The sequence below is a fragment of the Methylobacterium litchii genome, assembly GCF_038442315.1.
Classification (GTDB): domain Bacteria; phylum Pseudomonadota; class Alphaproteobacteria; order Rhizobiales; family Beijerinckiaceae; genus Methylobacterium; species Methylobacterium litchii.
This window is the reverse complement of sequence record NZ_JBBXMY010000020.1, coordinates 44,096-65,411: the sequence shown is the minus strand read 5'-3', so window position 1 is coordinate 65,411 and position 21,316 is coordinate 44,096. Positions and strand designations below refer to the sequence as shown.

The following is a 21,316-nucleotide window of genomic DNA, read 5'->3' as shown; positions in this document are numbered from 1 at the left end:
TACAACTTTGGCCGCCGCCTCAAGATCCTGCGTGGCCTCACGCCCTACGAGGCTATCTGCAAAGCATGGTCCGCCGAGCCCGAACGCTTCAGGTCAAACCCGCTCCACCAAATGCCGGGACCAAACATCTAGACCGAGCCCTTCACGCCCTCCACGAGGTAGTTCGTGCCCTCCAGCTCGACGGCCTTCTCGGGATAGGCCTTGCCGGCGGGCATCACCTCCTTGCCGGTGTTGTCCTTCAGCGGACCCTTGATGATCTCGTAGCCGCCCTTCAGCATCTCTGCCTTCACCGCGTCGGCGTTCCGGCGGGCACCGTCCGACACGGCCGGACCGTAGGGGCTCATCTTCACGTAGCCGTCCGCCAGCCCGCCGCGCACGAAATGCGCGGGCACCTTGCCGGCCTGCATCGCGGCAATGGCGTCCTTGTAGATCGGCAGCCAGTTCCACTCGGCGCCGGTCAGGTACTTCTGCGGCGCCAGCGGCGACTGATCGACATGGTAGCCGCAGACGAAGGCACCCCGGCGGGCGGCGGTCTCGACCACCACCTTCGGGCTGTCGACGTGGCAGGTGATGACGTCGGCGCCGCCATCGACCAGAGCGTTGGTGGCTTCGGCCTCCTTCACCGCGAGCGACCATTCCCCGGTGAAGATCACTTGGCAGGTGATGGCCGGATCGACGCTGCGCGCGCCGAGCAGGAAGGCGTTGACGTTGTTCAGCACCTGCGGGATCGGCTTCGCCGCGACGAAGCCGATCTTCTTGGACTTGCTGGCATGGGCGGCGACGATGCCGTTCAGATACTGCCCCTGCGCGATGTAGCCGAAATAGGAGCCGGCGTTCTGCGGGTCCTTCTCGGTCCAGAGGCCGCCGCAATGGCGGAACTGGATCTTCGGGTTCTTGCGCGCCTCGTTGAGCAGGTAGGGGCTGTAATAGCCGAAGGAGGTCGGGAACAGGAGCGTCGCCCCGTCGAGGTTGATCATGCTCTCCATGGTCTTCTCGACGGCGTTGGTCTCGGGAACCCGCTCCTCCTCGGTGATCTCGATCCCGCTCATGCCCTTCAGGGCCTTGGCCGCCTGGGCATGGGCTTGGTTGTAGCCGTAATCGTCCTTTGGCCCGACATAGATGAAGCCGATTGTGAGCGGCGCGGCGGCGCGGGCCCGCCCGCCCGTCGCCGCATCGAGGCCAAGGAGCGCCCCCGCGCCGAGCAGGGTCCTGCGGGTGAACGGATGATGGGCCAAGACGAACTCACGCCAGACGAGCCACCCGGAGGCGGCGGACGGGTCGAAAGCTTAAGCAGGTCTCGCAGGGGGGCGAAGCCGATATTTGCGGCAGCGCGGCAAGTCGTTTTCGCTGGGGCTCAAGCATCCGCCGCCTATGCGATGACCGTGACTTGTTCAATCGCGCGCCAATCCGGCGCATCGTATCGGCGGGGCGAGTGCGGTCGCGGTTCGTCGTTCACGGGAACTCGCGCGCGCCTGCGCCATTCGTTCCCATCATCAGCGAGGACCGGACCATGGCGATGGGTTTCAGAACGACGGCACTGATCGGGCTCGGCGCCCTCGTGGCGATGGCGGGCGCGGCCTCCGCGCAATCGACCGGCGCTCCCGCTGGGCGCGAGCCCGCGACCGCGCCGGGTGGCACCAAGGGCCTCGCCGGCCCGCGCAACGCCGCCGAGGCGGTTCGCTCCGGCGACGCCATCGCGGTGAACCCGCGCGGCCCCGCCGTCACGGGGACGGCGCCGGCGGCGCGGATGCCCGCCGGGCGCTGAGCCACCCCTATTGGGGGAGCTTGTCGTCGATCCCCTTCACGTACCAGTTCATGCCGAGGATCATCGGGTCGGGGGCGGTCTCGCCGTCCTTGACCGCGAGGGTCCCGTCCTGCTTCGTCACTGGGCCGGCGAAGGGGTGGGTCTTGCCGGAGGCGATGTCCTTCACGGTCGTCTCGGCCAGGGCCTTTACGTCGTCGGGCATGTTGGTGAAGGGCGCAAGGACGACCATGCCGTCCTTGATGCCGCCCCAGGTGTCGTGGCTCTTCCACGAACCGTCGAGCACCGCCTTGGCCTCGCCGATCACGTAGCCGTTCCAGTCGTCCACGATGGAGGTGAGCTGCGCCTTCGGGGCGAAGCGGTACTGGTCGGAGGATTGGCCGAAGGCGAGCTTGCCCTGCTTTTCGGCCTCCTGCAGCGGCGCGGCGGAATCGGTGTGCTGGGTGAGGATGTCGGCGCCCTGGGCCAGCAGCGCCTTGGCGGCTTCGGCCTCCTTGCCGGGGTCGAACCACGTGTTCACCCAGACGATCTTGAGCTTGATGGCCGGGTTCACCGATTGCGCGCCGAGCATGAAGGCGTTGATGCCGCTCACCACTTCGGGGATCGGGAACGAGGCGATGTAGCCGACCGTGCCGGTCTTCGAGAGCTTGGCGGCGATCTTCCCGCAGACGTAGCGGCCCTCGTAGAACCGGGCCGAGTAGGTCGAGACGTTTGCCGAGCGCTTGTAGCCGGTGGCGTGCTCGAACTTCACCTTGGGGTATTTCTTGGCAACCTTCAGGGTCGGCTCCATGAAGCCGAAGGAGGTGGTGAAGATCAGCCCCATGCCGGAGCGGGCGAGCTTCTCGATGGCGCGCTCGCTGTCGGCCTCCGGCACGTTCTCGAGATAGGTGGTCTCAACCTTGTCGCCCATCGCCTCGGCGAGCGCCTTGCGGCTGAGGTCGTGCTGGAACGAATAGCCGTAATCGGCCACCGGCCCGACATAGACGAAGCCGACCTTGAGCTTGTCCTCCGCGCTCGCCGCGCCGGAGAACAGGAGGAGCGCGCCGAGGCAGGCAGAGAGGGTCGTCCGCAACATCCGCATGTGTCCTTGTGTGGGGTGTCTATCGGTGCGGGGTGAAATCTCGGCCGAGCGCCGCCGGGGCCTGCGAGCCGCCCCGCCGCCGCCCGAGGGAGAGCAGGACCAGGGCCAGGATCGTCGCGAGATAGGGAAGCGCCGAGAGCAACTGCCCCGGCAGGCCGATGCCGGAGGCCTGGGCGTGGAGTTGCAGCACGGTGGCGCCGCCGAACAGGATCGCCCCGCCCACCACCCGCGCCGGCCGCCACGAGGCGAAGACGACGAGGGCGAGCGCGATCCAGCCGCGCCCGGCGGTCATGGCCGGCGCCCAGAACGGCGTGTAGGCCAGCGACAGGTAGGCCCCCGCCAGCCCGGCGCAGGCGCCCCCGAACAGCACCGCGAGGAAGCGCACCCCACGCACCGACAGGCCCAGGGAATGGGTGGCGGTGTGGTCGTCGCCGATGGCGCGCAGGATCAGCCCGCCCCGCGTGCGCCACAGGAACCACGAGACGCCGAGGGCGAGGGCGATGCCGGCATAGACGAAGCCGTCCTGCCCGAAGACGAGCCGGCCGATGCCCGGCAGGTCGCTCAGGACCGGCAGGTGGAGATGGGGCGCGGGCTCGCGCTTCAGCCCGACATAGCCCGCGCCGACGAGCCCCGAGAGGCCGAGGCCGAGGATCGTCAGCGCGAGCCCGGAGGCGACCTGGTTCGCCGCGAGCCCCACCGTCAGCAGGCCGAACAGGGCCGACAACGCCATCCCCGCGCCGATCCCGGCGAGCGCGCCCACAAGGGTCGAGCCGGATTCGACCGCCGCCGCGAAGCCGATGGCCGCGCCGCAGACCATCATGCCTTCGACGCCGAGGTTGAGGACGCCCGCGCGCTCGGTGACGAGTTCGCCAAGCGCCGCGATGATGAGCGGCGTCGCGGCGGCCAGCACGGTGGCGAGCACCATCTGGACGAGATCGAGGCTCATCGCGCCGCCCCCGGCACGAGGCGGACCTTGAACCGCGTGAACACGTCCGCCGCGAGCACGAGGCCGAGCAGCAGCCCCTGGAAGGCCCGCGTCAGGTCGAGGGGGAGCCGCAGGTCGATCTGCGCCGCCTCCCCGCCGATGGTGGTGACGGCGATGACCAGCGCCGCGAGGAGGATCCCGACCGGCGAGAGCCGCCCGAGGAAGGCGACGATGATCGCGGTGAAGCCGTAGCCCGGCGAGATGGTCGGCTGGAGCTGGCCGATCTTGCCCGCCACCTCCACGATGCCCGCGAGCCCCGCCGCGCCGCCGGAGATGGCGAAGGCCATGAGCGTCAGCCGCGCCTCCCCGAAGCCCGCGAACCGGGCGGCGCGGGGGCTCGCGCCGACGAGGCGCATCTCGAACCCGAACAGGCTGCGCCCGAGGACGACGGCCGCCAGCAAAACGGCGGCGAGCGCCACCAGCACCCCCGCGTGCAGCGTGTCGCCCTCCATCAGGTAGGGGAGCCGGGCGGCGTCATCGAACGTCACGCTCTGCGGGAAGTTGTAGCCGGCCGGATCGCGCAAGGGCCCGCGCGCCATGTAGTCGAGGAGGAGTTCGGCCACGTAGACGAGCATCAGGCTCGTCAGGATCTCCGAGACGCCGAGCTTCACCCGGAGCAGCGCCGGGATCATCGCGTAGGCGAGGCCGGCAAGCGTGCCCGTCAGGAGCATCGCAGGCAGGATCCAGAAGGTCGCGCCGTCGCTGCCGTGGGTGGCGATGGCGACCATGCCGCCCGCCAAGCCGCCGACCACGAACTGGCCCTCGGCGCCGATATTCCACAGGTTCGCCCGGTAGCAGAAGGCGAGGCCGGTCGCGATGAGGGCGAGCGGCGCCGCCTTCAGGGCGATCTCCTGCAGCGACCACAGGTCCGAGAGCGGCGCCACGAAGTAGACGGTGAAGGCGGCGGCCGGCGAGACGCCCATCAGCGCGACGGCGATGCCGCCGACCAGCACGGCGGCCAGGAAGGCGAGCGCGGGCGACAGGGCGGCGGAGAGCGCCGAGCGGCGCCCGCGCGGAACGAGATCAAGCCGCATGGGCGGCCTCCGACGGCGTGCCGGCGCCGCCCATCAGCAGGCCGACCGCCTCGCGGGAGGTCTCGGTTCGCGCCACGGGCGGCGACAGGCTGCCGCCATGGAGCACGGCGATGCGCCCGGCGATCTCGAACAGCTCGTCGAGGTCCTGGCTGATGACGAGGACGGCGCTGCCCCGCGCCGCGAGGTCGATCAGCGCCTGCCGGATCCGCGCCGCCGCCGCCGCGTCGACGCCCCAGGTCGGCTGGTCGACCACGAGGAGGCCGGGCTCGGCCAGGATCTCCCGCCCGACCACGAACTTCTGGAGATTGCCGCCCGACAGCGTTCCGGCGGCCGGGTCCGGCCCCGCCTTGCGCACATCGAAGGCCGTGCTCACGCGCGCCGCCAGAGCCCTCGCCGCCGCCCGGCGCACGAGGCCGAAGCGGGTGAGCGGAGCCGTGGCGTGGCGCGACAGCACGATGTTGTCGGACAGGCTCAGGCCGGGGGCGGCGGCGTGGCCGTTGCGCTCCTCCGGCACGAAGGCCGCGCCCAGCCGGCGGCGGGCGTTGATGCCGAGATGCCCGGCGGGCTCGCCGTCGATGCGCACGGCCTCGGCCGGGACCGTCGTCTCGCCCGAGAGGGCGGCGAAGAGTTCCGCCTGCCCGTTCCCGGCGATGCCGGCGATGCCCAGGATCTCGCCGCCCCGGATCGCCAGCGTGATGTCCCGCAGGGCGGTGGCGTGCAGGCGGGGGGCGGGCAGGGAAAGCCGGTCGAGACGCAGGCGCTCGGGGCCGGCCGGGGCGGCGGCGGGCGCCGCGATCTCGCGGACCTCCTCCCCCACCATCATCGCGGCGAGCGAGGCGGCGCTCTCCGCGCGCGGGTCGCAGGCGCCCACCACCTTGCCCGCCCGCAGGATCGTGGCGCGGGCGCAGAGGCGGCGCACCTCGTCGAGCCGGTGCGAGATGTAGAGGAGCGCCCTCCCCTCGTCGCGCAGGCGCTCCAGCACCGTGAACAGCACTTCCGCCTCGCCGGGGGTGAGGACCGAGGTCGGCTCGTCGAGGATCACCAGCTTCGGATCCTGCAGCAGGCAGCGCACGATCTCGATGCGCTGGCGCTCGCCGGCCGAGAGCGACCAGACCGGGCGATCCGGTTCGAGATGCAGGCCGTAGGTGTCACCCAGCGCCGCGATGCGCCGGGCGAGGTCCGCGCGGGAGAGGCCCCGCTCCATCACCAGGGCGATGTTCTCGGCGACCGTCAGGTTCTCACAGAGGGAGAAGTGCTGGAATACCATGCCGATGCCGAGCCGGCGCGCGGCCTCGGGGCTGCCGAGCCGCACCGTCTCGCCGCGATGGGTGACGACCCCCTCCGTCGGCTCCAGCAAGCCGTAGAGGATCTTCATCAGGGTCGACTTGCCCGCGCCGTTCTCGCCCAGCAGGGCGTGGATCTCGCCCGCGCGGATTTCGAGATCGATATGGTCGTTGGCCGTGAAGGCGCCGAAGCGCTTCACGATGCCGTAGGCGCCGAAGAGCGGCCCCGCCTCGCTGGCCACGGCGCGCCCGTCAGAAGACGTGGAAGGCGAAGCCCGCCAGGAAACTCTTCTCTTCCGTACCCTTGAAGGTCGCCGTCTCGACATTGCCGAACTTGTTCAGCCAGTACTGGAAGCCGATGAACACATCGACCTTGTTCGGCTGGTCATAGACCAGCTTGCCGAGGTCGAGAACGAGGTTCGTGCGCGACAGGAATTCCAGACCCCGCTTCGGGTTGAACGCGAAGTCCGCCACGTTCTGCACCCCCCGGCCCTTCGGCAGGACGATGTTGTTGAACCCCGTCACGCTCAGCGGCAACCCGGTGAACGTCAGCGGGAAGTTGTAGACGAGCTCGAACTCGGGGACGACGTCGAAGCTCTGGTCGCGATCCGGCTGCACGTTGAAGCCGTTGCGGTTCCACTCCTTGTAGGCGTGGACCGACAGGTTCAGGAACCCGGCCGGCACATCGAAGGCGAAGTTCAGGCCGCCGACCACGTCGCGTTTCTTCGAGCCGAAGGCGTCGTTTTGCGAGTTGGCATCGAAGCCGAAGGCCAGCGACACGTCCTTGACGAGGCCGGGGATGGCGAAGGCCTTCGTGTTGGTGAGCGCGTTCAGGCTGAGTGTGCCGCGATAGAGGCCGTAGGCTTCGGTGTTGCCGTAATCGGCGAAGAACGGGTTGGCGATGGTGCCGGGCGGGTTGGTGGTGCCGGCGGGGAATTGCGAGCCGGACTTCAGGATGTCGAGGGAGAAGAAGTTGGTGCCGTAGGCCCAGGCGTCGGCGTGGGAGATGTTGAGGATCTGCTTGGGCGCCTCGCGGGAGACGAAGCTGCCGTCGGCGCGCTGGATCTGCACGCCGGGGGAGACGGTGGGGAACTGGTAGCGATAGCTGATCTGCGTGTCGGCAAAGAGGAAGAACGGCGCGTCCACCGGTGCCGCCGCCGGGGCCACGTCCTTCTTCACCGAACCGAGATCGGCAGCATTGGCGGCCCCCATCATCGAGAGCGGCAACGCCGCCGCGAGCACGAAACGCTTGAACATCCTACGATCCCCCGGGCCTTCTCGGTCGGGGAGACTTCAGCAACCGCTATGCCATGGCTTGGCCGTGTGCCGACCGGCGCGGGACGTGTTGCAAAACTGCGACAATCTGGCATCCCATTGAGCGATATGCCTGTTTCCCGTCCAGACATAGACCCGTCATGGCGCGGGATCGCCTGCATGGATCTTGCGTGAGGGGACGGGCGAGGCTGGGCGACGTGCCCGACATGCGCGCAGGTGACGACGATGGATTCCCCGACGACCGCCCTCCCCGCCGCCCTCTCCGTCACCGCATGAGCGCGCCCGTGGAGCCGACACCCCGGCGCCGGGCCCTGCGCGGGCGCATGGCGAGCCTGACCGGCAACCCGTTCCTCGCGGAAGGCTGCCTCGACCATCTCGAGGACGCCCTGATCCTGATCGAGGACGGGCGCATCGCGGCGGTCGGCCCCTATGCCGAGACGCTGGGCCAAGTCCCGGCGGGCGTCGCGGTGGAGCATTACGAGAACGCGCTCATCCTGCCGGGGCTGATCGACACCCACGTCCATTACCCGCAACTGCAGATGATCGCCTCCTACGGCGAGCAATTGCTGACGTGGCTGACCAAGTACACCTTCCCCGCCGAACTCGAATTCGCCGACCAGGCCCATGCGGAGCGGGTCGCGAAGCTGTTCTTCCGCGAGATCCTCGGCGCCGGGACGACCACGGCTCTGGTCTATTGCACGGTGCATCCCGGCTCGGTGGAGGCGTTCTTCGCCGAATCCGAGCGGTTCAACACCCGCATGATCGCGGGCAAGGTCCTGATGGACCGCAACGCCCCCGCCGGCCTCCTCGACACCGCCCAGCGCGGCTACGACGAGAGCCAAGCGCTCATCGCCCGCTGGCACGGGCGGGGGCGGCAGCTCTACGCGGTGACGCCGCGCTTCGCCGCCTCCTGCACGCCGCCCCAGCTCGACGCGGCCGGAGTGCTCCTGAAGGAGCATGACGGCCTCTTCCTCCAGACGCATCTCTGCGAGACCACGGACGAGATCGCCTGGGTGATGGACCTGTTCCCCGACCGGGCGAGCTACCTCGATGTCTACGCCCAGGCGGGGCTCGTCGGGCCGCGCTCGGTCTTTGGTCACGCGATCCACGTGACGGAGGAGGATTTCTGCACCTGCCACGCGGCGGGCGCGGCGGTCGCCCATTGCCCGACCTCGAACGGCTTCCTCGGCAGTGGCCTGTTCCGCCTCTACGATGCCCTCGACCCCAAGCGCCCCGTGCGGGTGGGGCTCGGCTCCGATGTCGGGGCCGGCACCACGCTGTCGCTCCTCAAGACGCTGAGCGATGCCTACAAGGTCGCCGCGCTGCGGGGCACCAAGCTCGACGCGCCGCGCGCCTTCTGGCTCGCCACGCTCGGCGGCGCGGAGGCCCTGCGCCTCGATGACCGGATCGGCCGCATCGCCCCCGGCTACGAGGCGGATCTCTGCGTCCTCGACCTCGCGGCGACCCCGCTCCTTGGCTTCCGCACGCAAACCTGCCGCAGCATCGAGGATCTGCTGTTCGTGCTGATGACTCTCGGCGATCACCGCACGGTGCGCGCCACCTGGGTGGCCGGCGAGTGCGTCTACGACACCCGCCGCGCGGGCGATCCGCTGCGCTACCCGCGATCCACGTTGACCGACTGAGTCTGGCTCGGCGCTTGCTACAGCTTGACCGTGGTTGGAGGGATGACGATGCGCCGGTTGTGTCTGGGATTGTGCCTGATTGTCGGGCTGCCGGCGGCGGCGCTCGCGCAGAGCTATACGGCGCCGACGCCCACCGACGTGCCGGCGACCGCCACACGGGAATTGAGCAAGGCCGACCGGAAGACCGCCTGCACGCAGGAGGCCGACCGGCGCAACATGCGCGGCCTGCGCCGCCAACAATACCGCGCCGCCTGTCGCGGACGGCCGATCCCGAAGCGGGTCAATCCCTGACCGGAGGGGGCGCGAGGCCCCCGCCTTGATCTTCGTTTCAGGCGCGCTTAGACAGCAAAACCTGAGGCGAACCAATACATTAGCGTGATTATAAACTACGGGCCCGCTGCGGCGCGTAACACGGGATCGCCGGCGCGGTGACGGGGCCCGCCGGGACTGCGATCGCTGCGCGGAGGGACGGACATCTCGCGAGGCTGCGGCCTCTGGCGCCGTTCTTCTGCCTGTATGTCAGCTTCGGGGCGACCCTCGGTTTCCTCTCGGGCGGGGCGCCGCTCATCCTGCGCGCGCGGGGCGTCGACCTCACCGAGGTCGGGCTGTTGCAGGTCATTAACCTGCCGGTCGGGTTGACCTTCCTGTGGGCCCCCCTCCTCGACCGGGTGCGCCTGCCCGTCCTGGCGCACCGCACCGGCTGGATCCTCGCCGCGCAGGGCCTTGCGATCCTGCTGCTCGGCCTCCTCAGCCTCGGCGAGACCTGGCCCCTTCCGGCCCTCCTCGCCCTGGCGATCGCCGCCTGCACCTGCGTCGCCACCATGGACATCGCCCTGGAGGCCCTGGTGGTCGAGACCGTGGGTACGGAGCGAAGGGCCTTCGTCGCCTCGGCCAAGCTCTGCGGGGCCTCCCTCGGCGGCGTCATCGGCGTCGGCGTTCTGGTCGGGTCCTACGACAGCCTCGGCTGGCGGGTCGCGGTGCTCGCCTGCGCCGCGCTCAACCTCGCCCTGCTCCTGCCGATCCTGTCCTACCCGGAACGGCCCCTGCGCCGGGGCCAGCCGGTGCGGGAGGAGCGCGCGGGCTCCCTCGCGCGGCTGCGCGTGCTGGCGCCGCGCATCCTCGTGCTCGGCACCTATTTCGCCGCCGCCTATCTCCTCTCCGGGCCGAACACCCTCGCCCTCCTCGACCTGCAGGTGCCCCTCGCCCAAGTCGGGCTCCTCACCGGCACCGTCCTGCCGGCGGTCAACCTCGTGATGGCGCTGGTCGCCGGGGGCTTGAGCGCGCGGGTCGGCACCGTCCGGCTGATCGTCGTCGGCGCGGCCGGCGTCCTGGCGTCGGGGCTCCTGATGGCGCTCGCCTGCGCTGCCGGCTCGGCCCCCTTCGCGGTCACGGCGACGATCCTGAACTTCCTGTTCGGCGGGCTGCTCGGGGTGCCGGTGTTCAACATGATCTACCGCTGGGCCCAGGGGAAACGCCCGGCGACGGATTACGCCCTGCTGTTCGGCGCGGCCTTCTTCGCGGCGATGCCCGTGCGGGTGGCCTCGGCGGCGCTGGCGGACTGGCTCGGCTGGCCGGCCTATTTCGCGGCGGCGCTGCCGCTCTACGCGGCGGCGGTCGCCGGGCTGGCCATGATGGTCGGGCGGACCCTACGCAACGACGAGGCGGTGTCGCCATGATCGAGGACGTCCTCGCCCGCGTGCCCGCCTCGCTCTCGGCCTACCGGGACAGCGTTTCCGCCGGCCCCGGCGGCGCGGCGTCCCTGCCGCTCCCGGCGCTCCGCGACGAGGCGGTGTTCGACGCCGCCCTCGCGCCCTTCGCCGCCGGATTCGGCGAGGCCGACCGGCGCGCCGTCGTCTCGTTCTGGAGCCAGTACTACTTCGCCCTCCTCGCCACGCCCGCCCTCACCGCGCTGATGTGCTGCGGCCGCGCCCTGCCCTTGGCCTTCGAGGCGACCCGCCTCGAACTCGACGCCGAGGGCCGCCCCGCCCGGCTCCTCATCGATGCGCAGGCGGGCGATGGCGCCGCTTGCCCCGCCACCGGCCTGTCCGGGCTGATCGAGGGGCATCTCCGGCCCTTCGTCGAGCTGTGCCACGCCCGCTGCGGGCTGGCGCCGCGCGTCCTGTGGGGCAACGCCGCGACGATCCTCGACTACGTGGCGCGGGAGATCGGGGAGGACGCGCCCTTCGCCTGTGACGAGGTCGCGACCTGCCTCGGATGGCGCCGGGGACCGGGCTGCGCTAGGACTCCCCTCGCGCAGGCCCTGTGCCCGGATGCGGCGGGCTGCCGGCGGCGCGCGTGCTGCCTGCGCCACCGTCTTCCCGGCGTGGCCTCCTGCGGGCCGCGCTGCCCCCTCGAACGCTGTCCCGCCCCATGCTGAAGGCCTTCCTCGCCTATTACAGGCCGCACAAGGCGCTGTTCCTCGTCGATTTCGGCTGCGCCGTGCTCTCCGGCCTGCTCGAACTCGGCTTCCCCGTGGCGGTGAAGGGCTACATCGACACCCTGCTGCCGCGCCAGGATTGGGGGCTGATCGTCCTCGCCGCCGCCGCGCTGGCGCTGGTCTACGTGGCCAATGCCGGGCTGATGGTGGTCGTGACCTATTGGGGCCACGTGCTCGGCATCAACATCGAGACGACGATGCGCGCCCGCGCGTTCGATCATCTCCAGAAGCTCTCCTTCCGCTTCTACGACACGCAGAAGACCGGCCATCTCGTGGCCCGCGTGACGAAGGATCTGGAGGAGATCGGCGAGGTCGCCCACCATGGGCCGGAGGACCTGTTCATCGCGCTGATGACCCTCGTCGGCGCCTTCCTGCTGATGCTGTGGGTCCACCCGCCGCTGGCCTTCATCACCGGGGCGATCCTGCCGGTCATCGCCTTCGTCTCTCTCCGCTACGGCGGGCGCATGACCCGCAACTGGCAGACGCAATACGGGCGGGTCGGCGCCTTCAACGCCCGGATCGAGGAGAATGTCGGCGGGATGCGCGTCGTGCAGGCCTTCGCCAACGAGCCGCACGAGCGCGCCCTCTTCGCCCTCGACAACGCCCGCTACCGCGACACCAAGCTCGAAGCCTACCGGCTCATGGCGGCGGGCCTGTCGATCAACTATCTCGGCCTGCGCCTCGTCCAGATCGCGGTGCTGCTCGGCGGCGCGGCCTTCGTGGTGCGCGGCGACCTGAGCCCCGGCGGCTTCGTCGGCTTCCTCCTGCTCGTTGGCGTGTTCTACCGGCCGCTCGAGAAGATCGGCGCAGTGGTCGAGACCTACCCGAAGGGCGTGGCGGGCTTCCGCCGCTACCAGGAATTGCTCTCCACCGAGCCCGACATCACCGACCGTCCCGGCGCCGTCGAGGCCGCCGGCCTGCGGGGCGAGATCGCCTTCGAGGGGGTGGGCTTCGGCTACGGCCGGGGCCGCCCGGTCTTCACCGGCCTCGACCTGCGGATCGCGGCCGGCGAGACGGTCGCCTTCGTGGGGCCGTCCGGCGTCGGCAAGACGACCCTCTGCGCTTTGCTCCCGCGCTTCTACGAGGTCGAGGCCGGGCGGATCACCGTGGACGGCACCGACATCCGCGACATCACCCTCGCCTCCCTGCGGCGCCAGATCGGCATCGTGCAGCAGGACGTGTTCCTGTTCGCCGGCACGATCCGCGAGAACATCGCCTATGGCCGCCTCGACGCCAGCGAGGACGAGATCGTGCAGGCCGCAAGGCGGGCGCGGCTCGGCGCCCTCATCGACAGCCTGCCCGAAGGGCTCGACACGGTGGTCGGCGAGCGCGGCGTGCGGCTCTCGGGCGGCCAGAAGCAGCGGATCGCCATCGCGCGGGTGTTCCTCAAGAACCCGCCGATCCTGATCCTCGACGAGGCGACCTCGGCGCTCGACACGCAGACCGAGCGGGAGATCCAGCGAGCTCTGGCCGACCTCGCGCAGGGCCGCACGACGCTGGTGATCGCCCACCGCCTCGCCACCATCCGCGATGCCGACCGGATCGTCGTGCTCGGCGAGGGCGGCGTGGTGGAGCAGGGCCGGCACACGGAGTTGCTGGCCGGCGACGGCCCCTATCGCGGCCTGCACGCCGCCCAGTTCGGCAGCGCGGGCGAGGCGGAGCGGGCGGCGGCGGAATAGGCCGCTGCCCGCCGCGACTACGGCGTCAGACCCGCCGCCGCGAGACGACCCGCGAGGCGCGGATAGACCTTGAGCGTGTTGCCCGCGTAGATCCGCGCGCGGTCCTCGTCCGCGAGGGCGGCGGCGTCCACGTAGCGCTTGGTGTCGTCGTAGGCGTGGCCCGTCTCGGGATCGATCCCGTTCACCGCCCCCACCATCTCGGATGCGAACAGGATGTTCTCGTGGGGCACGACCTTCATCAGCAGGTCGATGCCGGGCTGGTGGTAGACGCAGGTGTCGAAGAAGACGTTGCGCATCAGCTCCGACAGCGGCGGGCGCTTCAGGTCCTGCGCGAGGCCCCGGTAGCGGCCCCAATGGTAGGGCACCGCCCCGCCGCCATGGGGGATGACGAGCCGCAGGGTCGGGAAGTCCTTGAACAGGTCGGCGGTCACGAACTGCATGAAGGCGGAGGTGTCGCCGTTGATGTAATGCGCCCCCGTCGCGTGGAAGTTGCGGTTGGCCGAGGCGCTGACATGGACCATGCCGGGCACGTCGAGTTCGACCATCTTCTCCCAGAGCGGGTACCAGAACCGGTCCGTGAGCGGCGGATCGGTCCAGAATCCGCCGGACGGGTCCGGGTTCACGTTGCACCCGACGAAGCCGAGTTCCGTGACGCAGCGCTCCAGCTCGGCCGTGCAGTTCCGCGGCGAGACGCCCGGCGTCTGCGGCAACTGGCAGACGCCCACGAAATTCTTCGGGTTCAGGGTCACGACCCGGTGGATCATGTCGTTCGACACGATCGACCAGTCGAGGCTGGTGCGGGCGTTGCCGATATGGTGGCCCATCCCGCCCGCCCGGGGCGAGAACAGGGCGAGCGAGATGCCCCGCTCGGCTTGCAGCTTGAGCTGGCGCCCGCGCACGCTCTCCCGCACCTCGTCGTCGCTGACCTTGAGGTCGGAGGGCGACGGCGTTTGCCCGGGATCGTTGAGGGCGTCGATCTGGCGCTTGCGCCACGCCAGCATGGCCGGCGGCTCGGTGGTGTAATGCCCGTGGCAATCGATCACGAGCCCGCCGTAGCGGGAGGGCTCGGCCCGCGCGGCGGCGGGGGCGGCGGTCAGGGCCGCCGCGCCGAGGCCCGCGAGGCCCCGCATGAAGCCCCGCCGGGGCAGGCAGCAGGGGCAGGCGGCACCCGTGACGGGATCGTCCGATCCCGCCATCATCGCGGGCCCTCCTGCAGGGCGGCGCGCTTGCGCAGGACCATGTCGCCCCGGAACAGGAACTTCTGGGCGCGCTTGCCGGTGTCGACCTCCGTCGTGAAGACGTTGCCCTTCGAGTCGATGGCGAGGTTGTGGACCCAGTGGAAGTCCCCCGCCATCCGGCCGTTGCGCCCGAACCGACCGAGGATTTCGCCGTTCTCGCGGCTGAGGGTGCGGACCTCGTTGTTGGCTCCGTCCGCGTTCAGCAGGTAGCTCTGGCGCTCGTCCGGCCACAGGGCGAGTTCCCACACCGACCCGTTGGCGCGGGTGTTCTTCTCGACGAACATCTCCTTCACGAAGCTGCCGTCCTTGTGGAACACCTGGATGCGGTTGTTCGTGCGGTCGCAGACATAGACCAGCCCGTCGCGGGCGATCTGCACGCAATGGACCGGGTTGCGGAACTGCGCGGTGGGCTCGGCCGCCGGATCGTAGGCGCCGAGCTTCTCGTCGGTCGGCGGCTTGCCGTAGGCGCCCCACATCCGCTTGAACGCGCCGGTCTCGGCGTCGAACACGATGATGCGGTGGTTGTAGTAGCCATCGGCCACGTAGAGTTCGTTCGTCTCGGGATCGACCATCATCGCCGCCGGCTTGCCGAGGCGGGTCGTGTCCTGGCTGTCGGTCTGCGGACCCTGCTTGCCGATCTGGAGGACGAATTGGCCGTCCTGCGTGAACTTCAGGATCTGGCCGTCGGTGTCGCCGTTGCCCGCGAGCCAGACGAAACCCTTCGGGTCGATATGGATGCCGTGCTCGTTCTGGGGCCATTGATAGCCCTCGCCGGGGCCGCCCCAGGACTTGATGAGCGTGCCGGCCTGATCGAACACGAGGACCGGCGGGGCGGGCTTGCAGCAGCGGGTGCGCTGCGGATCGAGGCTCGCGGCCTTCTCGTCGTCGGTGAGGGTAAGTGGACGCTGGATCACCCAGACATTGTCCTGGGCATCGACCGCGACGCCCGCCGCCTGCCCCATGATCCAATCGTGGGGCAGGCGTTTCGGCCATCCCGGATCGACCTCGAAGCGCAGGGGTTCTTCCGCCATCGCGGGAGCCATGAGACCCAATAGAACGGCGACCGCCACACGCTTCAGCATGCAAATCCTCCCGATGTGTTTATTCTTGTCGTAGTCATCGGAGGAGACGACTTGGCGCGCGCGGCGTCCACCGAAGCACGGGGCGCCGCGGAACCTTTGAGCTACGTTTTCCGCGAAATGTCTCTTTAGTAGAAGCTGGATCGTTCCTTGCCTGACCTTGCGGCTTTGCCGATCAGGCGACGGCGGCCGTCGGCGCGGGCTCGGTCCACTCCTCGCCCCAGTCCTGCACGCTGTGGCCGGGGGAGACCTCCCGGTAGAGCCGCGCGGGCGGCTCGTAATCCGGGGGGCGGATCGGGCTGCGGATCTCGCTGTCCGGCAGGGCGTGCCGCGCCCGGCGGCGTGCCGGATCGGGGACCGGGACGGCGGCGAGGAGCTTCTTCGTGTAGGGGTGCTGCGGGTTGCCGAACACCGCCTCGCGCGGGCCGATCTCTACGATCTCGCCGAGATACATCACGGCGACGCGGTGGCTTACCCGCTCCACCACGGCCATGTCGTGCGAGATGAACAGGTAGGCGAGCCCCATCTCGGCCTGGAGGTCGAGCATCAGGTTCACCACCTGCGCCTTCACCGAGACGTCGAGGGCCGAGACCGCCTCGTCGGCGACGATCAGCCGGGGGCGCAGGGCGAGCGCCCGCGCGATGCAGATGCGCTGGCGCTGGCCGCCGGAGAATTCGTGCGGGAAGCGCCCGGCCGTCTCCGGGGCGAGCCCGACCCGGCTCAGCAGATCCTCCGCCCGCGCCTTCGCCTCCCGGGGGGTGGCGAGGCGATTGATGAGCAGCGGCTCCGCCACCGCCGCGCCGACGCTGAGGCGCGGATCGAGGCTCGCGAACGGATCCTGGAAGATCATCTGCATCCGCTGGCGGCGGTTGCGCAGGGTCTTGGCGTCGAGGGCGGCGATGTCCTCCCCGTCGAGGAGGACGGAACCGGACAGGGGCTCGACCAGCCGCAGGATCGAGCGGCCGGTGGTGGACTTGCCGCAGCCGGATTCGCCCACGAGCGCCAGGGTCTCCCCCGCCGCGAGGCTGAACGAGACCCGCTCCACCGCGTGGACCCGGCCCGTCACCCGCCCGAGCAGGCCGGAGCGGATGTCGAACCGGGTGGTCAGGTCGCGCACCTCCAGGACCGGGCGCTCCGCCGCCTTCACGGTGTCGGGGGTCTCCGGCGTCGGCTCGGCCACGCCGGTCGTCCGGTCGATGACGGGGAAGCGCATCGGCCGGGTCCGCCCCGCCATGGCGCCGAGGCGGGGGACGGAGGCGAGCAGGGCGCGGGTATAGGGCTCGGCGGGTTCGGCGAAGATCCGCGCGGTCGGCCCGGTCTCGACCCCCCTGCCCCGATACATCACCACCGTGCGGTCGGCGATCTCGGCCACCACGCCCATGTCGTGGGTGATGAACAGGACCGACATGCCCTCGTCGTCCTGCAGGCTCTTGATGAGGTCGAGGATCTGGGCCTGGATCGTCACGTCGAGGGCCGTGGTCGGCTCGTCGGCGATGAGGAGCTTCGGCCGGCAGGCGAGCGCCATGGCGATCATCACCCGCTGGCGCATCCCGCCGGAGAAGCGGTGCGGGTAATCGTGCAGGCGCGAGCGCGCCGCCGGGATGCGCACCTTGTCGAGGAGGCGCAGCACCTCGGCCTCGGCGGCGGCCCGCGACAGGCCCCGGTGCCGGATCAGCGCCTCCGCGATCTGGAAGCCGACCGTCAGGACCGGGTTCAGGGAGGTCATCGGCTCCTGGAAGATCATGGCGATGGAATCGCCGCGCACCGCCCGCATCTCGCCCTCGGAGGCGGTCAGCAACTCGCGCCCCTGGAAGCGCACGCTGCCGCCGATGCGGCTCGCGTCCCGGGGCAGGAGGCGCAGGACCGACAGGGCGCTGACGCTCTTGCCGGAGCCGGATTCGCCCACCAGCGCCACGGTCTCCCGGGGGCCGATGTCGAAGGAGACGCCGTGCACCACCTCGCGCCACCGCCCGTCCGAGCGGAAGGAGACGGTGAGGTCGGTGACCGAGAGGATCGGATCCGTCACGGGGCGGCTCCTACAGCACCCGGCGCGGGTCGAGCGCATCGCGCAGGCCGTCGCCGATGAAGTTGATCGAGAGCACGGTGAGGAAGATCGCCCCGCCGGGGAACAGCGCCCAATGCGGGGCGACGTCGAGATGGTCCTTGGCGTCGAACAGCAGCCGGCCCCAGGTGGGGATGTCCGGCGGGAAGCCGAGGCCGAGGAACGAGAGCGTCGATTCCGCGATGATCGCCGAGGAGACCTCGATGGAGGCCGCCACGATCACCGGCCCCAGCGCGTTGGGCAGGATGTGGCGGCGCACGAGGCGCCACGTCGTCGCCCCCTGCGAGCGGGCGGCCTCCACGAACTCCTTCTCGCGGAGCGTCAGGAACTGCGCCCGCACCAGGCGGGCGACGGGCATCCAGCGCAGGCCGCCGATCACGGCGACGATCATCAGGAACACGCCGCCCTGCGCGCCGAACACGGCCTTCAGGCTGTCGCGGAACAGGTAGATCACGAGCAGCAGCAGCGGCAGTTGCGGCAGCGACAGGAACAGGTCGGTCAGCCACATCAGCACCGGATCGAGGAGGCGGCGCGACATGCCCGCCAGCGACCCGACGAGGACGCCGATCACGCTCGCCACCGCCATGGCGGCGAAGCCCACCGCCAGCGAGATCCGCCCGCCATAGATCATCCGGGCCAGCAGGTCCTGGCCGAGGTCGTCGGTGCCGAACGGGTGCGCCCAGGACGGGCCCTGGAGCTGCGCCGAGAAGTCGATGTCGTCGATGGCGACCGGCCAGAGCAGGCCGCCGACGAGGACGCCCGCCACCAGCACCGCCAGCACGCCGACGCTGGCGAGCGCCAGCCGGTGCCGCCGGAAGCGGCGCCACGTCTCCCGCCCCGGCGAGGCCGGGGCCGAGGCCACCGCCTCAATGGAGGGCGATGCGAGGGTCGAGCCAGCCATAGAGCAGGTCCGCGACGAGGTTGAACAGGATGACGAGGCCGGCGAACACGAAGGTCACGGCCATCACCACCGGCGTGTCGTTGGCGAGCATCGCGTCGATCAGCAGGGAGCCGATGCCGGGGATGCGGAAGATTTGCTCGGTGACGATGGCCCCGCCGAACACCGCCGGGATCTGGAGGGCGACCAGCGTCACCACCGGGATCAGCGCGTTGCGGGCGACGTGGCGGCGCGTCACCGTGGCCTCGGTCAGGCCCTTGGCCCGGGCGGTGGTGACGTAGTCGAGCCGGGCCACGTCCAGCGCCGAGGCGCGGACGTACCGGGTGTAGGAGGCCGCCTGGAAGAAGCCCAGCACCGCCACCGGCATGATCGCCTGCCGGACGTTCGCCCAGACCCAGGCGAGCCCGGATCCCGGCAGATCCGCCTGATAGACGAAGGGCAGCCAGTTCAGCTTGATCGAGAACAGCAGGATGAACAGCAGGCCGGTGAAGAAGGTCGGCAGGGAGAAGCCGACGAAGGCCAGCGTGTTGGCGACCTGATCCGCCAGGGAATAGGGCCGACGCGCCGCGTAGAGCCCCACCGGCACCGCGACGAGCAGCGCCAGGACCTGCGAGGAGCCGACCACGAACAGGGTCGTGGGCAGCCGCTGCAGGATCAGCTGGTCGACGTTGACGCGGCTTGCGAAGGAGAAGCCCCAATCGCCGTGCAGCATCGCCACCAGCCAGCGCAGGTAGCGGGTCAGGATCGGGTCATCGAGGCCGAATTTCAGCCGCAGCGCCGCCCTCACCTCGGGCGGCACGTTGGGGTTCGAGGCGAGTTCGCCGAACGGGTCGCCCGGCGCGAGCGCGAGGACGACGAACAGGATCAGGCTGATCCCGAGGAGGCTCGGGATCGCGATGAGCAGCCTTCGCAGGATGTAGGCGCCCATGGCGCGCGGACCCGCTCAGGTCTGCCGGCTCCATTCGGGCAGGAAGGACAGGTCGTTGTCCCAGCCGCTGCGGGGCGCCACGAGGGTGTTGCTGACCCCCGAGACCTCCGCCCGGTGGATGAGCGGCAGGACGTTGCCGGACACCGCGAGATCGTTGGCCTTGATGAGCAGGGCGGCGCGCTTGACCGGGTCGAGCTCAGACTGGGCCGCGTTGTAGGCGGCGTCGTACTCCGCGTTGCGCCATCGGGAGATGTTCCGGCCCTGCCACTTGTTCTCCTTCGTGGCGGCCTCCCACGAGACGTATTGCAGGAGCCACGTCGCCGGGTCCGCCTGGGACATGCTGAACGCGTACATCTCCATGTCCGCGTAGAAATGCGGGAACGTGTCCGGGTTGGCGGGATCGGAGGAGAAGAACACCGAGCCGGTGATCGACTTCAGCTCGACCTCGATGCCCGCCTTGGCGGCAGCCTGCTTGATGATCGCCTGCGTCTTCTGGCGGGGGGCGTTGATCGAGGTCTGGAACAGCAGCTTGAGCCGCTTGCCGTCCTTGGCGCGGATGCCGTCCGAGCCCTTCGTCCAGCCGGCTTCGTCGAGCAGCGCGTTGGCCTTGGCCGGGTCGAACGCGTAGCGCGTGCTCTTCGAGACGAAGCGCTCCGGCCCGTTCACCGAGTTGGCGGTGGCCCGGCCGGTGCGGCCGTAGATGTAATCCTGGATCGACTTGCGATCGAGGAGGAGGTTGAGGGCCTGGACGACCTTCGGATCGGAGAAGGCGGGGTGCTTGGTCTTGAGGGAGGAGCGCTCGCCATCGACCTCGACGGTCGGATCGGTGGCGTTGAGGAGCACGAATTCGAGCTTGCCGCCGTAGACGACGTCCACCCTTCCCTTGCCCCCCGTCTCCAGGCGCTTCAGCACCTCGTCCTCGACCAGCAGATTCCAGGCGTAATCGTATTCGCCGGTCTGGATCACGGCGCGGGCCGCCGAGACGGCGTCGCCGCCGCCCTTCATCTCGATCGTGTCGAAATACGGCCGGTTCGGCAGGTGATAGTTCGGGTTGCGCGCGCCGCGCACGATGTCGCCGGGGCGGAACTCCACGAACGTGTACGGGCCGGTGCCCACGGGGGCGAGGTTCTGCGGCGCCTCGCGGGATTTGGCGCCGGTATAGGCGGCGAAGATGTGCTTGGGCAGGATCGCGCCGACGTTGCCCACGAAGGCGTCGCTCCAATAGGGCGTCGGCTTGTCGAACAGGATGCGGACGCGCAGGTCGTCGATCTTCTCGACCTTGCAATCCTTGTAGGAGCCGATCGTCACCGCCGCCGTGGCGGGGTCGCGGGCGTATTCCCAGGTGAAGACGAGGTCGTCGGCGGTGAGCGGCTTGCCGTCGTGCCACGTCACGCCCGGCTTGATCGTCCAGACCACGGAGCGCCCGTCGGCCGCGAGGCCGCCATTCTCCTTCGAGGGGATCTCGGCGGCGAGCACCGTCGCGAGGTTGCCGTCCGCATCCCAGGCCGCCAGGGGCTCGTAGAAGATGCGGCAGGCCTCCTGGTCCTTGGTGCCGATGGCGAAATGCGGGTTGATGAGCGTCGGCGCCTGCCACCACAGCAGCCGCAGGGCGCCGCCGCCGCCCGCCTTGGTCGGCTTGTAGCCGGCGCGAAGGTCGCTCGCCATCGCCACGCCGTTCCCGGCCAGCATCAGCCCGGCCATCGGCGCGGTGAGGCCCACGGCCACCATGCGGTGCACGAAGGCGCGCCGCGAGAGGCCACCGGACCGAACCCGTCCGATGAGGTCGTGCAGATCCCGCTCGTCCATGAAGCTCAGCCTGTTTCCAAATGTCGGCGCTGCGCGCACAGCATCATTCCCATGGCGCCCTTGGCAAGGGTTGCGCCAGTGACGCTTCCACCTGAGCATGTATTTTTCCCGTGCTTTGCTTGGCTC

General features: G+C 70.0%; 18 protein-coding genes and 1 pseudogene. 7 read left to right on the top strand and 12 right to left on the bottom strand.

What is annotated here, in order from left to right:
- Positions 1-132 (top strand): annotated as a pseudogene (locus tag AAHF99_RS23840) (IS481 family transposase); the annotation flags it as partial.
- On the opposite strand, the gene AAHF99_RS23835 reads toward AAHF99_RS23840, so the two are convergent.
- A complete protein-coding gene (locus AAHF99_RS23835; RefSeq protein ID WP_342166882.1) occupies positions 129-1,235 on the bottom strand; it encodes a BMP family ABC transporter substrate-binding protein in 1,107 nt (368 codons plus the stop codon). The pseudogene AAHF99_RS23840 and the gene AAHF99_RS23835 overlap by 4 nt on opposite strands.
- A gap of 281 nt (positions 1,236-1,516) precedes the next feature.
- Here AAHF99_RS23835 and AAHF99_RS23830 point away from each other — a divergent pair, with 281 nt between their 5' ends.
- On the top strand, positions 1,517-1,765 hold the full coding sequence (locus tag AAHF99_RS23830) for a hypothetical protein (protein ID WP_243953468.1): 249 nt from the start codon (positions 1,517-1,519) through the stop codon (positions 1,763-1,765).
- Positions 1,766-1,772: 7 nt separating this feature from the next.
- On the opposite strand, the gene AAHF99_RS23825 is transcribed toward AAHF99_RS23830, so the two are convergent.
- From AAHF99_RS23825 to AAHF99_RS23805, 5 genes are read right to left on the bottom strand one after another with little or no spacing between them, the layout of a single operon-like run.
- Complete coding sequence (locus tag AAHF99_RS23825) at positions 1,773-2,843, bottom strand: BMP family ABC transporter substrate-binding protein (protein ID WP_412759939.1); 1,071 nt, start codon at positions 2,841-2,843, stop codon at positions 1,773-1,775.
- A gap of 19 nt (positions 2,844-2,862) precedes the next feature.
- Positions 2,863-3,789 (bottom strand): ABC transporter permease, encoded by a 927-nt coding sequence (locus tag AAHF99_RS23820; RefSeq protein ID WP_342166880.1) that lies wholly within the window; start codon positions 3,787-3,789, stop codon positions 2,863-2,865.
- A complete protein-coding gene (locus tag AAHF99_RS23815; RefSeq protein ID WP_342166879.1) occupies positions 3,786-4,862 on the bottom strand; it encodes an ABC transporter permease in 1,077 nt (358 codons plus the stop codon). The genes AAHF99_RS23820 and AAHF99_RS23815 overlap by 4 nt, the downstream gene beginning before the upstream one ends.
- A complete protein-coding gene (locus AAHF99_RS23810; protein ID WP_412759938.1) occupies positions 4,852-6,471 on the bottom strand; it encodes an ABC transporter ATP-binding protein in 1,620 nt (539 codons plus the stop codon). The genes AAHF99_RS23815 and AAHF99_RS23810 overlap by 11 nt, the downstream gene beginning before the upstream one ends.
- Positions 6,398-7,402, bottom strand: coding sequence for a hypothetical protein (locus AAHF99_RS23805; RefSeq protein ID WP_342166877.1), 1,005 nt, complete (start codon positions 7,400-7,402; stop codon positions 6,398-6,400). The genes AAHF99_RS23810 and AAHF99_RS23805 overlap by 74 nt, the downstream gene beginning before the upstream one ends.
- A 290-nt stretch (positions 7,403-7,692) precedes the next feature.
- On the opposite strand from AAHF99_RS23805, the gene guaD reads away from it, so the two are divergent.
- The 5 genes from guaD (at position 7,693) to AAHF99_RS23780 (ending at position 13,179) form a co-directional block, all read left to right on the top strand.
- Positions 7,693-9,063 (top strand): guanine deaminase, encoded by a 1,371-nt coding sequence (guaD, locus tag AAHF99_RS23800; protein ID WP_342166876.1) that lies wholly within the window; start codon positions 7,693-7,695, stop codon positions 9,061-9,063.
- 48 nt (positions 9,064-9,111) lie between these two features.
- Positions 9,112-9,354: a hypothetical protein gene (locus AAHF99_RS23795; protein ID WP_342166875.1), complete on the top strand. Its 243-nt coding sequence runs from the start codon at positions 9,112-9,114 to the stop codon at positions 9,352-9,354.
- 137 nt (positions 9,355-9,491) lie between these two features.
- The gene (locus AAHF99_RS23790; protein ID WP_342166874.1) at positions 9,492-10,739 is read left to right on the top strand and encodes an MFS transporter; all 1,248 of its coding nucleotides are present in this window, start codon (positions 9,492-9,494) and stop codon (positions 10,737-10,739) included.
- A complete protein-coding gene (fhuF, locus tag AAHF99_RS23785) occupies positions 10,736-11,440 on the top strand; it encodes a siderophore-iron reductase FhuF (protein ID WP_342166873.1) in 705 nt (234 codons plus the stop codon). Before AAHF99_RS23790 ends, fhuF begins: the two co-directional genes overlap by 4 nt.
- Entirely contained in the window at positions 11,434-13,179 is a 1,746-nt protein-coding gene (locus tag AAHF99_RS23780) for an ABC transporter ATP-binding protein (protein ID WP_342166872.1), read from the top strand. The genes fhuF and AAHF99_RS23780 overlap by 7 nt, the downstream gene beginning before the upstream one ends.
- Before the next feature lie 17 nt (positions 13,180-13,196).
- Here AAHF99_RS23780 and AAHF99_RS23775 read toward each other — a convergent pair whose 3' ends face one another.
- The 6 genes from AAHF99_RS23775 to AAHF99_RS23750 form a co-directional block, all read right to left on the bottom strand.
- Positions 13,197-14,375 carry an amidohydrolase family protein gene (locus AAHF99_RS23775; protein WP_412759940.1) on the bottom strand — a complete coding sequence of 393 codons (1,179 nt, stop codon included), beginning with the start codon at positions 14,373-14,375 and terminating at the stop codon, positions 13,197-13,199.
- Positions 14,375-15,499, bottom strand: a complete 1,125-nt coding sequence (locus AAHF99_RS23770) for an NHL repeat-containing protein (protein WP_342166870.1) — start codon at positions 15,497-15,499, stop codon at positions 14,375-14,377. Before AAHF99_RS23770 ends, AAHF99_RS23775 begins: the two co-directional genes overlap by 1 nt.
- A 172-nt stretch (positions 15,500-15,671) precedes the next feature.
- On the bottom strand, positions 15,672-17,561 hold the full coding sequence (locus AAHF99_RS23765) for an ABC transporter ATP-binding protein (RefSeq protein ID WP_342166869.1): 1,890 nt from the start codon (positions 17,559-17,561) through the stop codon (positions 15,672-15,674).
- A complete protein-coding gene (locus AAHF99_RS23760) occupies positions 17,533-18,459 on the bottom strand; it encodes an ABC transporter permease (protein ID WP_243953436.1) in 927 nt (308 codons plus the stop codon). Before AAHF99_RS23760 ends, AAHF99_RS23765 begins: the two co-directional genes overlap by 29 nt.
- Positions 18,425-19,384, bottom strand: a complete 960-nt coding sequence (locus AAHF99_RS23755) for an ABC transporter permease (RefSeq protein WP_342166868.1) — start codon at positions 19,382-19,384, stop codon at positions 18,425-18,427. Before AAHF99_RS23755 ends, AAHF99_RS23760 begins: the two co-directional genes overlap by 35 nt.
- A gap of 15 nt (positions 19,385-19,399) precedes the next feature.
- Positions 19,400-21,190: a peptide ABC transporter substrate-binding protein gene (locus AAHF99_RS23750; protein ID WP_342166867.1), complete on the bottom strand. Its 1,791-nt coding sequence runs from the start codon at positions 21,188-21,190 to the stop codon at positions 19,400-19,402.
- Positions 21,191-21,316: the final 126 nt, after the last annotated feature.

Excerpts from the sequence above, each read along its gene's own strand:
- AAHF99_RS23830 (WP_243953468.1), top strand. The coding sequence starts at position 1,517 with ATGGGTTTCAGAACGACGGCACTGATCGGGCTCGGCGCCCTCGTGGCG.
- AAHF99_RS23825 (WP_412759939.1), bottom strand. The coding sequence starts at position 2,843 with ATGCGGATGTTGCGGACGACCCTCTCTGCCTGCCTCGGCGCGCTCCTC.
- AAHF99_RS23820 (WP_342166880.1), bottom strand. The coding sequence starts at position 3,789 with ATGAGCCTCGATCTCGTCCAGATGGTGCTCGCCACCGTGCTGGCCGCC.
- AAHF99_RS23815 (WP_342166879.1), bottom strand. The coding sequence starts at position 4,862 with ATGCGGCTTGATCTCGTTCCGCGCGGGCGCCGCTCGGCGCTCTCCGCC.
- AAHF99_RS23810 (WP_412759938.1), bottom strand. The coding sequence starts at position 6,471 with ATGTCGAGACGGCGACCTTCAAGGGTACGGAAGAGAAGAGTTTCCTGG.
- AAHF99_RS23805 (WP_342166877.1), bottom strand. The coding sequence starts at position 7,402 with ATGTTCAAGCGTTTCGTGCTCGCGGCGGCGTTGCCGCTCTCGATGATG.
- guaD (WP_342166876.1), top strand. The coding sequence starts at position 7,693 with ATGAGCGCGCCCGTGGAGCCGACACCCCGGCGCCGGGCCCTGCGCGGG.
- AAHF99_RS23795 (WP_342166875.1), top strand. The coding sequence starts at position 9,112 with ATGCGCCGGTTGTGTCTGGGATTGTGCCTGATTGTCGGGCTGCCGGCG.
- fhuF (WP_342166873.1), top strand. The coding sequence starts at position 10,736 with ATGATCGAGGACGTCCTCGCCCGCGTGCCCGCCTCGCTCTCGGCCTAC.
- AAHF99_RS23780 (WP_342166872.1), top strand. The coding sequence starts at position 11,434 with ATGCTGAAGGCCTTCCTCGCCTATTACAGGCCGCACAAGGCGCTGTTC.
- AAHF99_RS23775 (WP_412759940.1), bottom strand. The coding sequence starts at position 14,375 with ATGGCGGGATCGGACGATCCCGTCACGGGTGCCGCCTGCCCCTGCTGC.
- AAHF99_RS23770 (WP_342166870.1), bottom strand. The coding sequence starts at position 15,499 with ATGCTGAAGCGTGTGGCGGTCGCCGTTCTATTGGGTCTCATGGCTCCC.
- AAHF99_RS23765 (WP_342166869.1), bottom strand. The coding sequence starts at position 17,561 with ATGCGCTCGACCCGCGCCGGGTGCTGTAGGAGCCGCCCCGTGACGGAT.
- AAHF99_RS23760 (WP_243953436.1), bottom strand. The coding sequence starts at position 18,459 with ATGGCTGGCTCGACCCTCGCATCGCCCTCCATTGAGGCGGTGGCCTCG.
- AAHF99_RS23755 (WP_342166868.1), bottom strand. The coding sequence starts at position 19,384 with ATGGGCGCCTACATCCTGCGAAGGCTGCTCATCGCGATCCCGAGCCTC.
- AAHF99_RS23750 (WP_342166867.1), bottom strand. The coding sequence starts at position 21,190 with ATGGACGAGCGGGATCTGCACGACCTCATCGGACGGGTTCGGTCCGGT.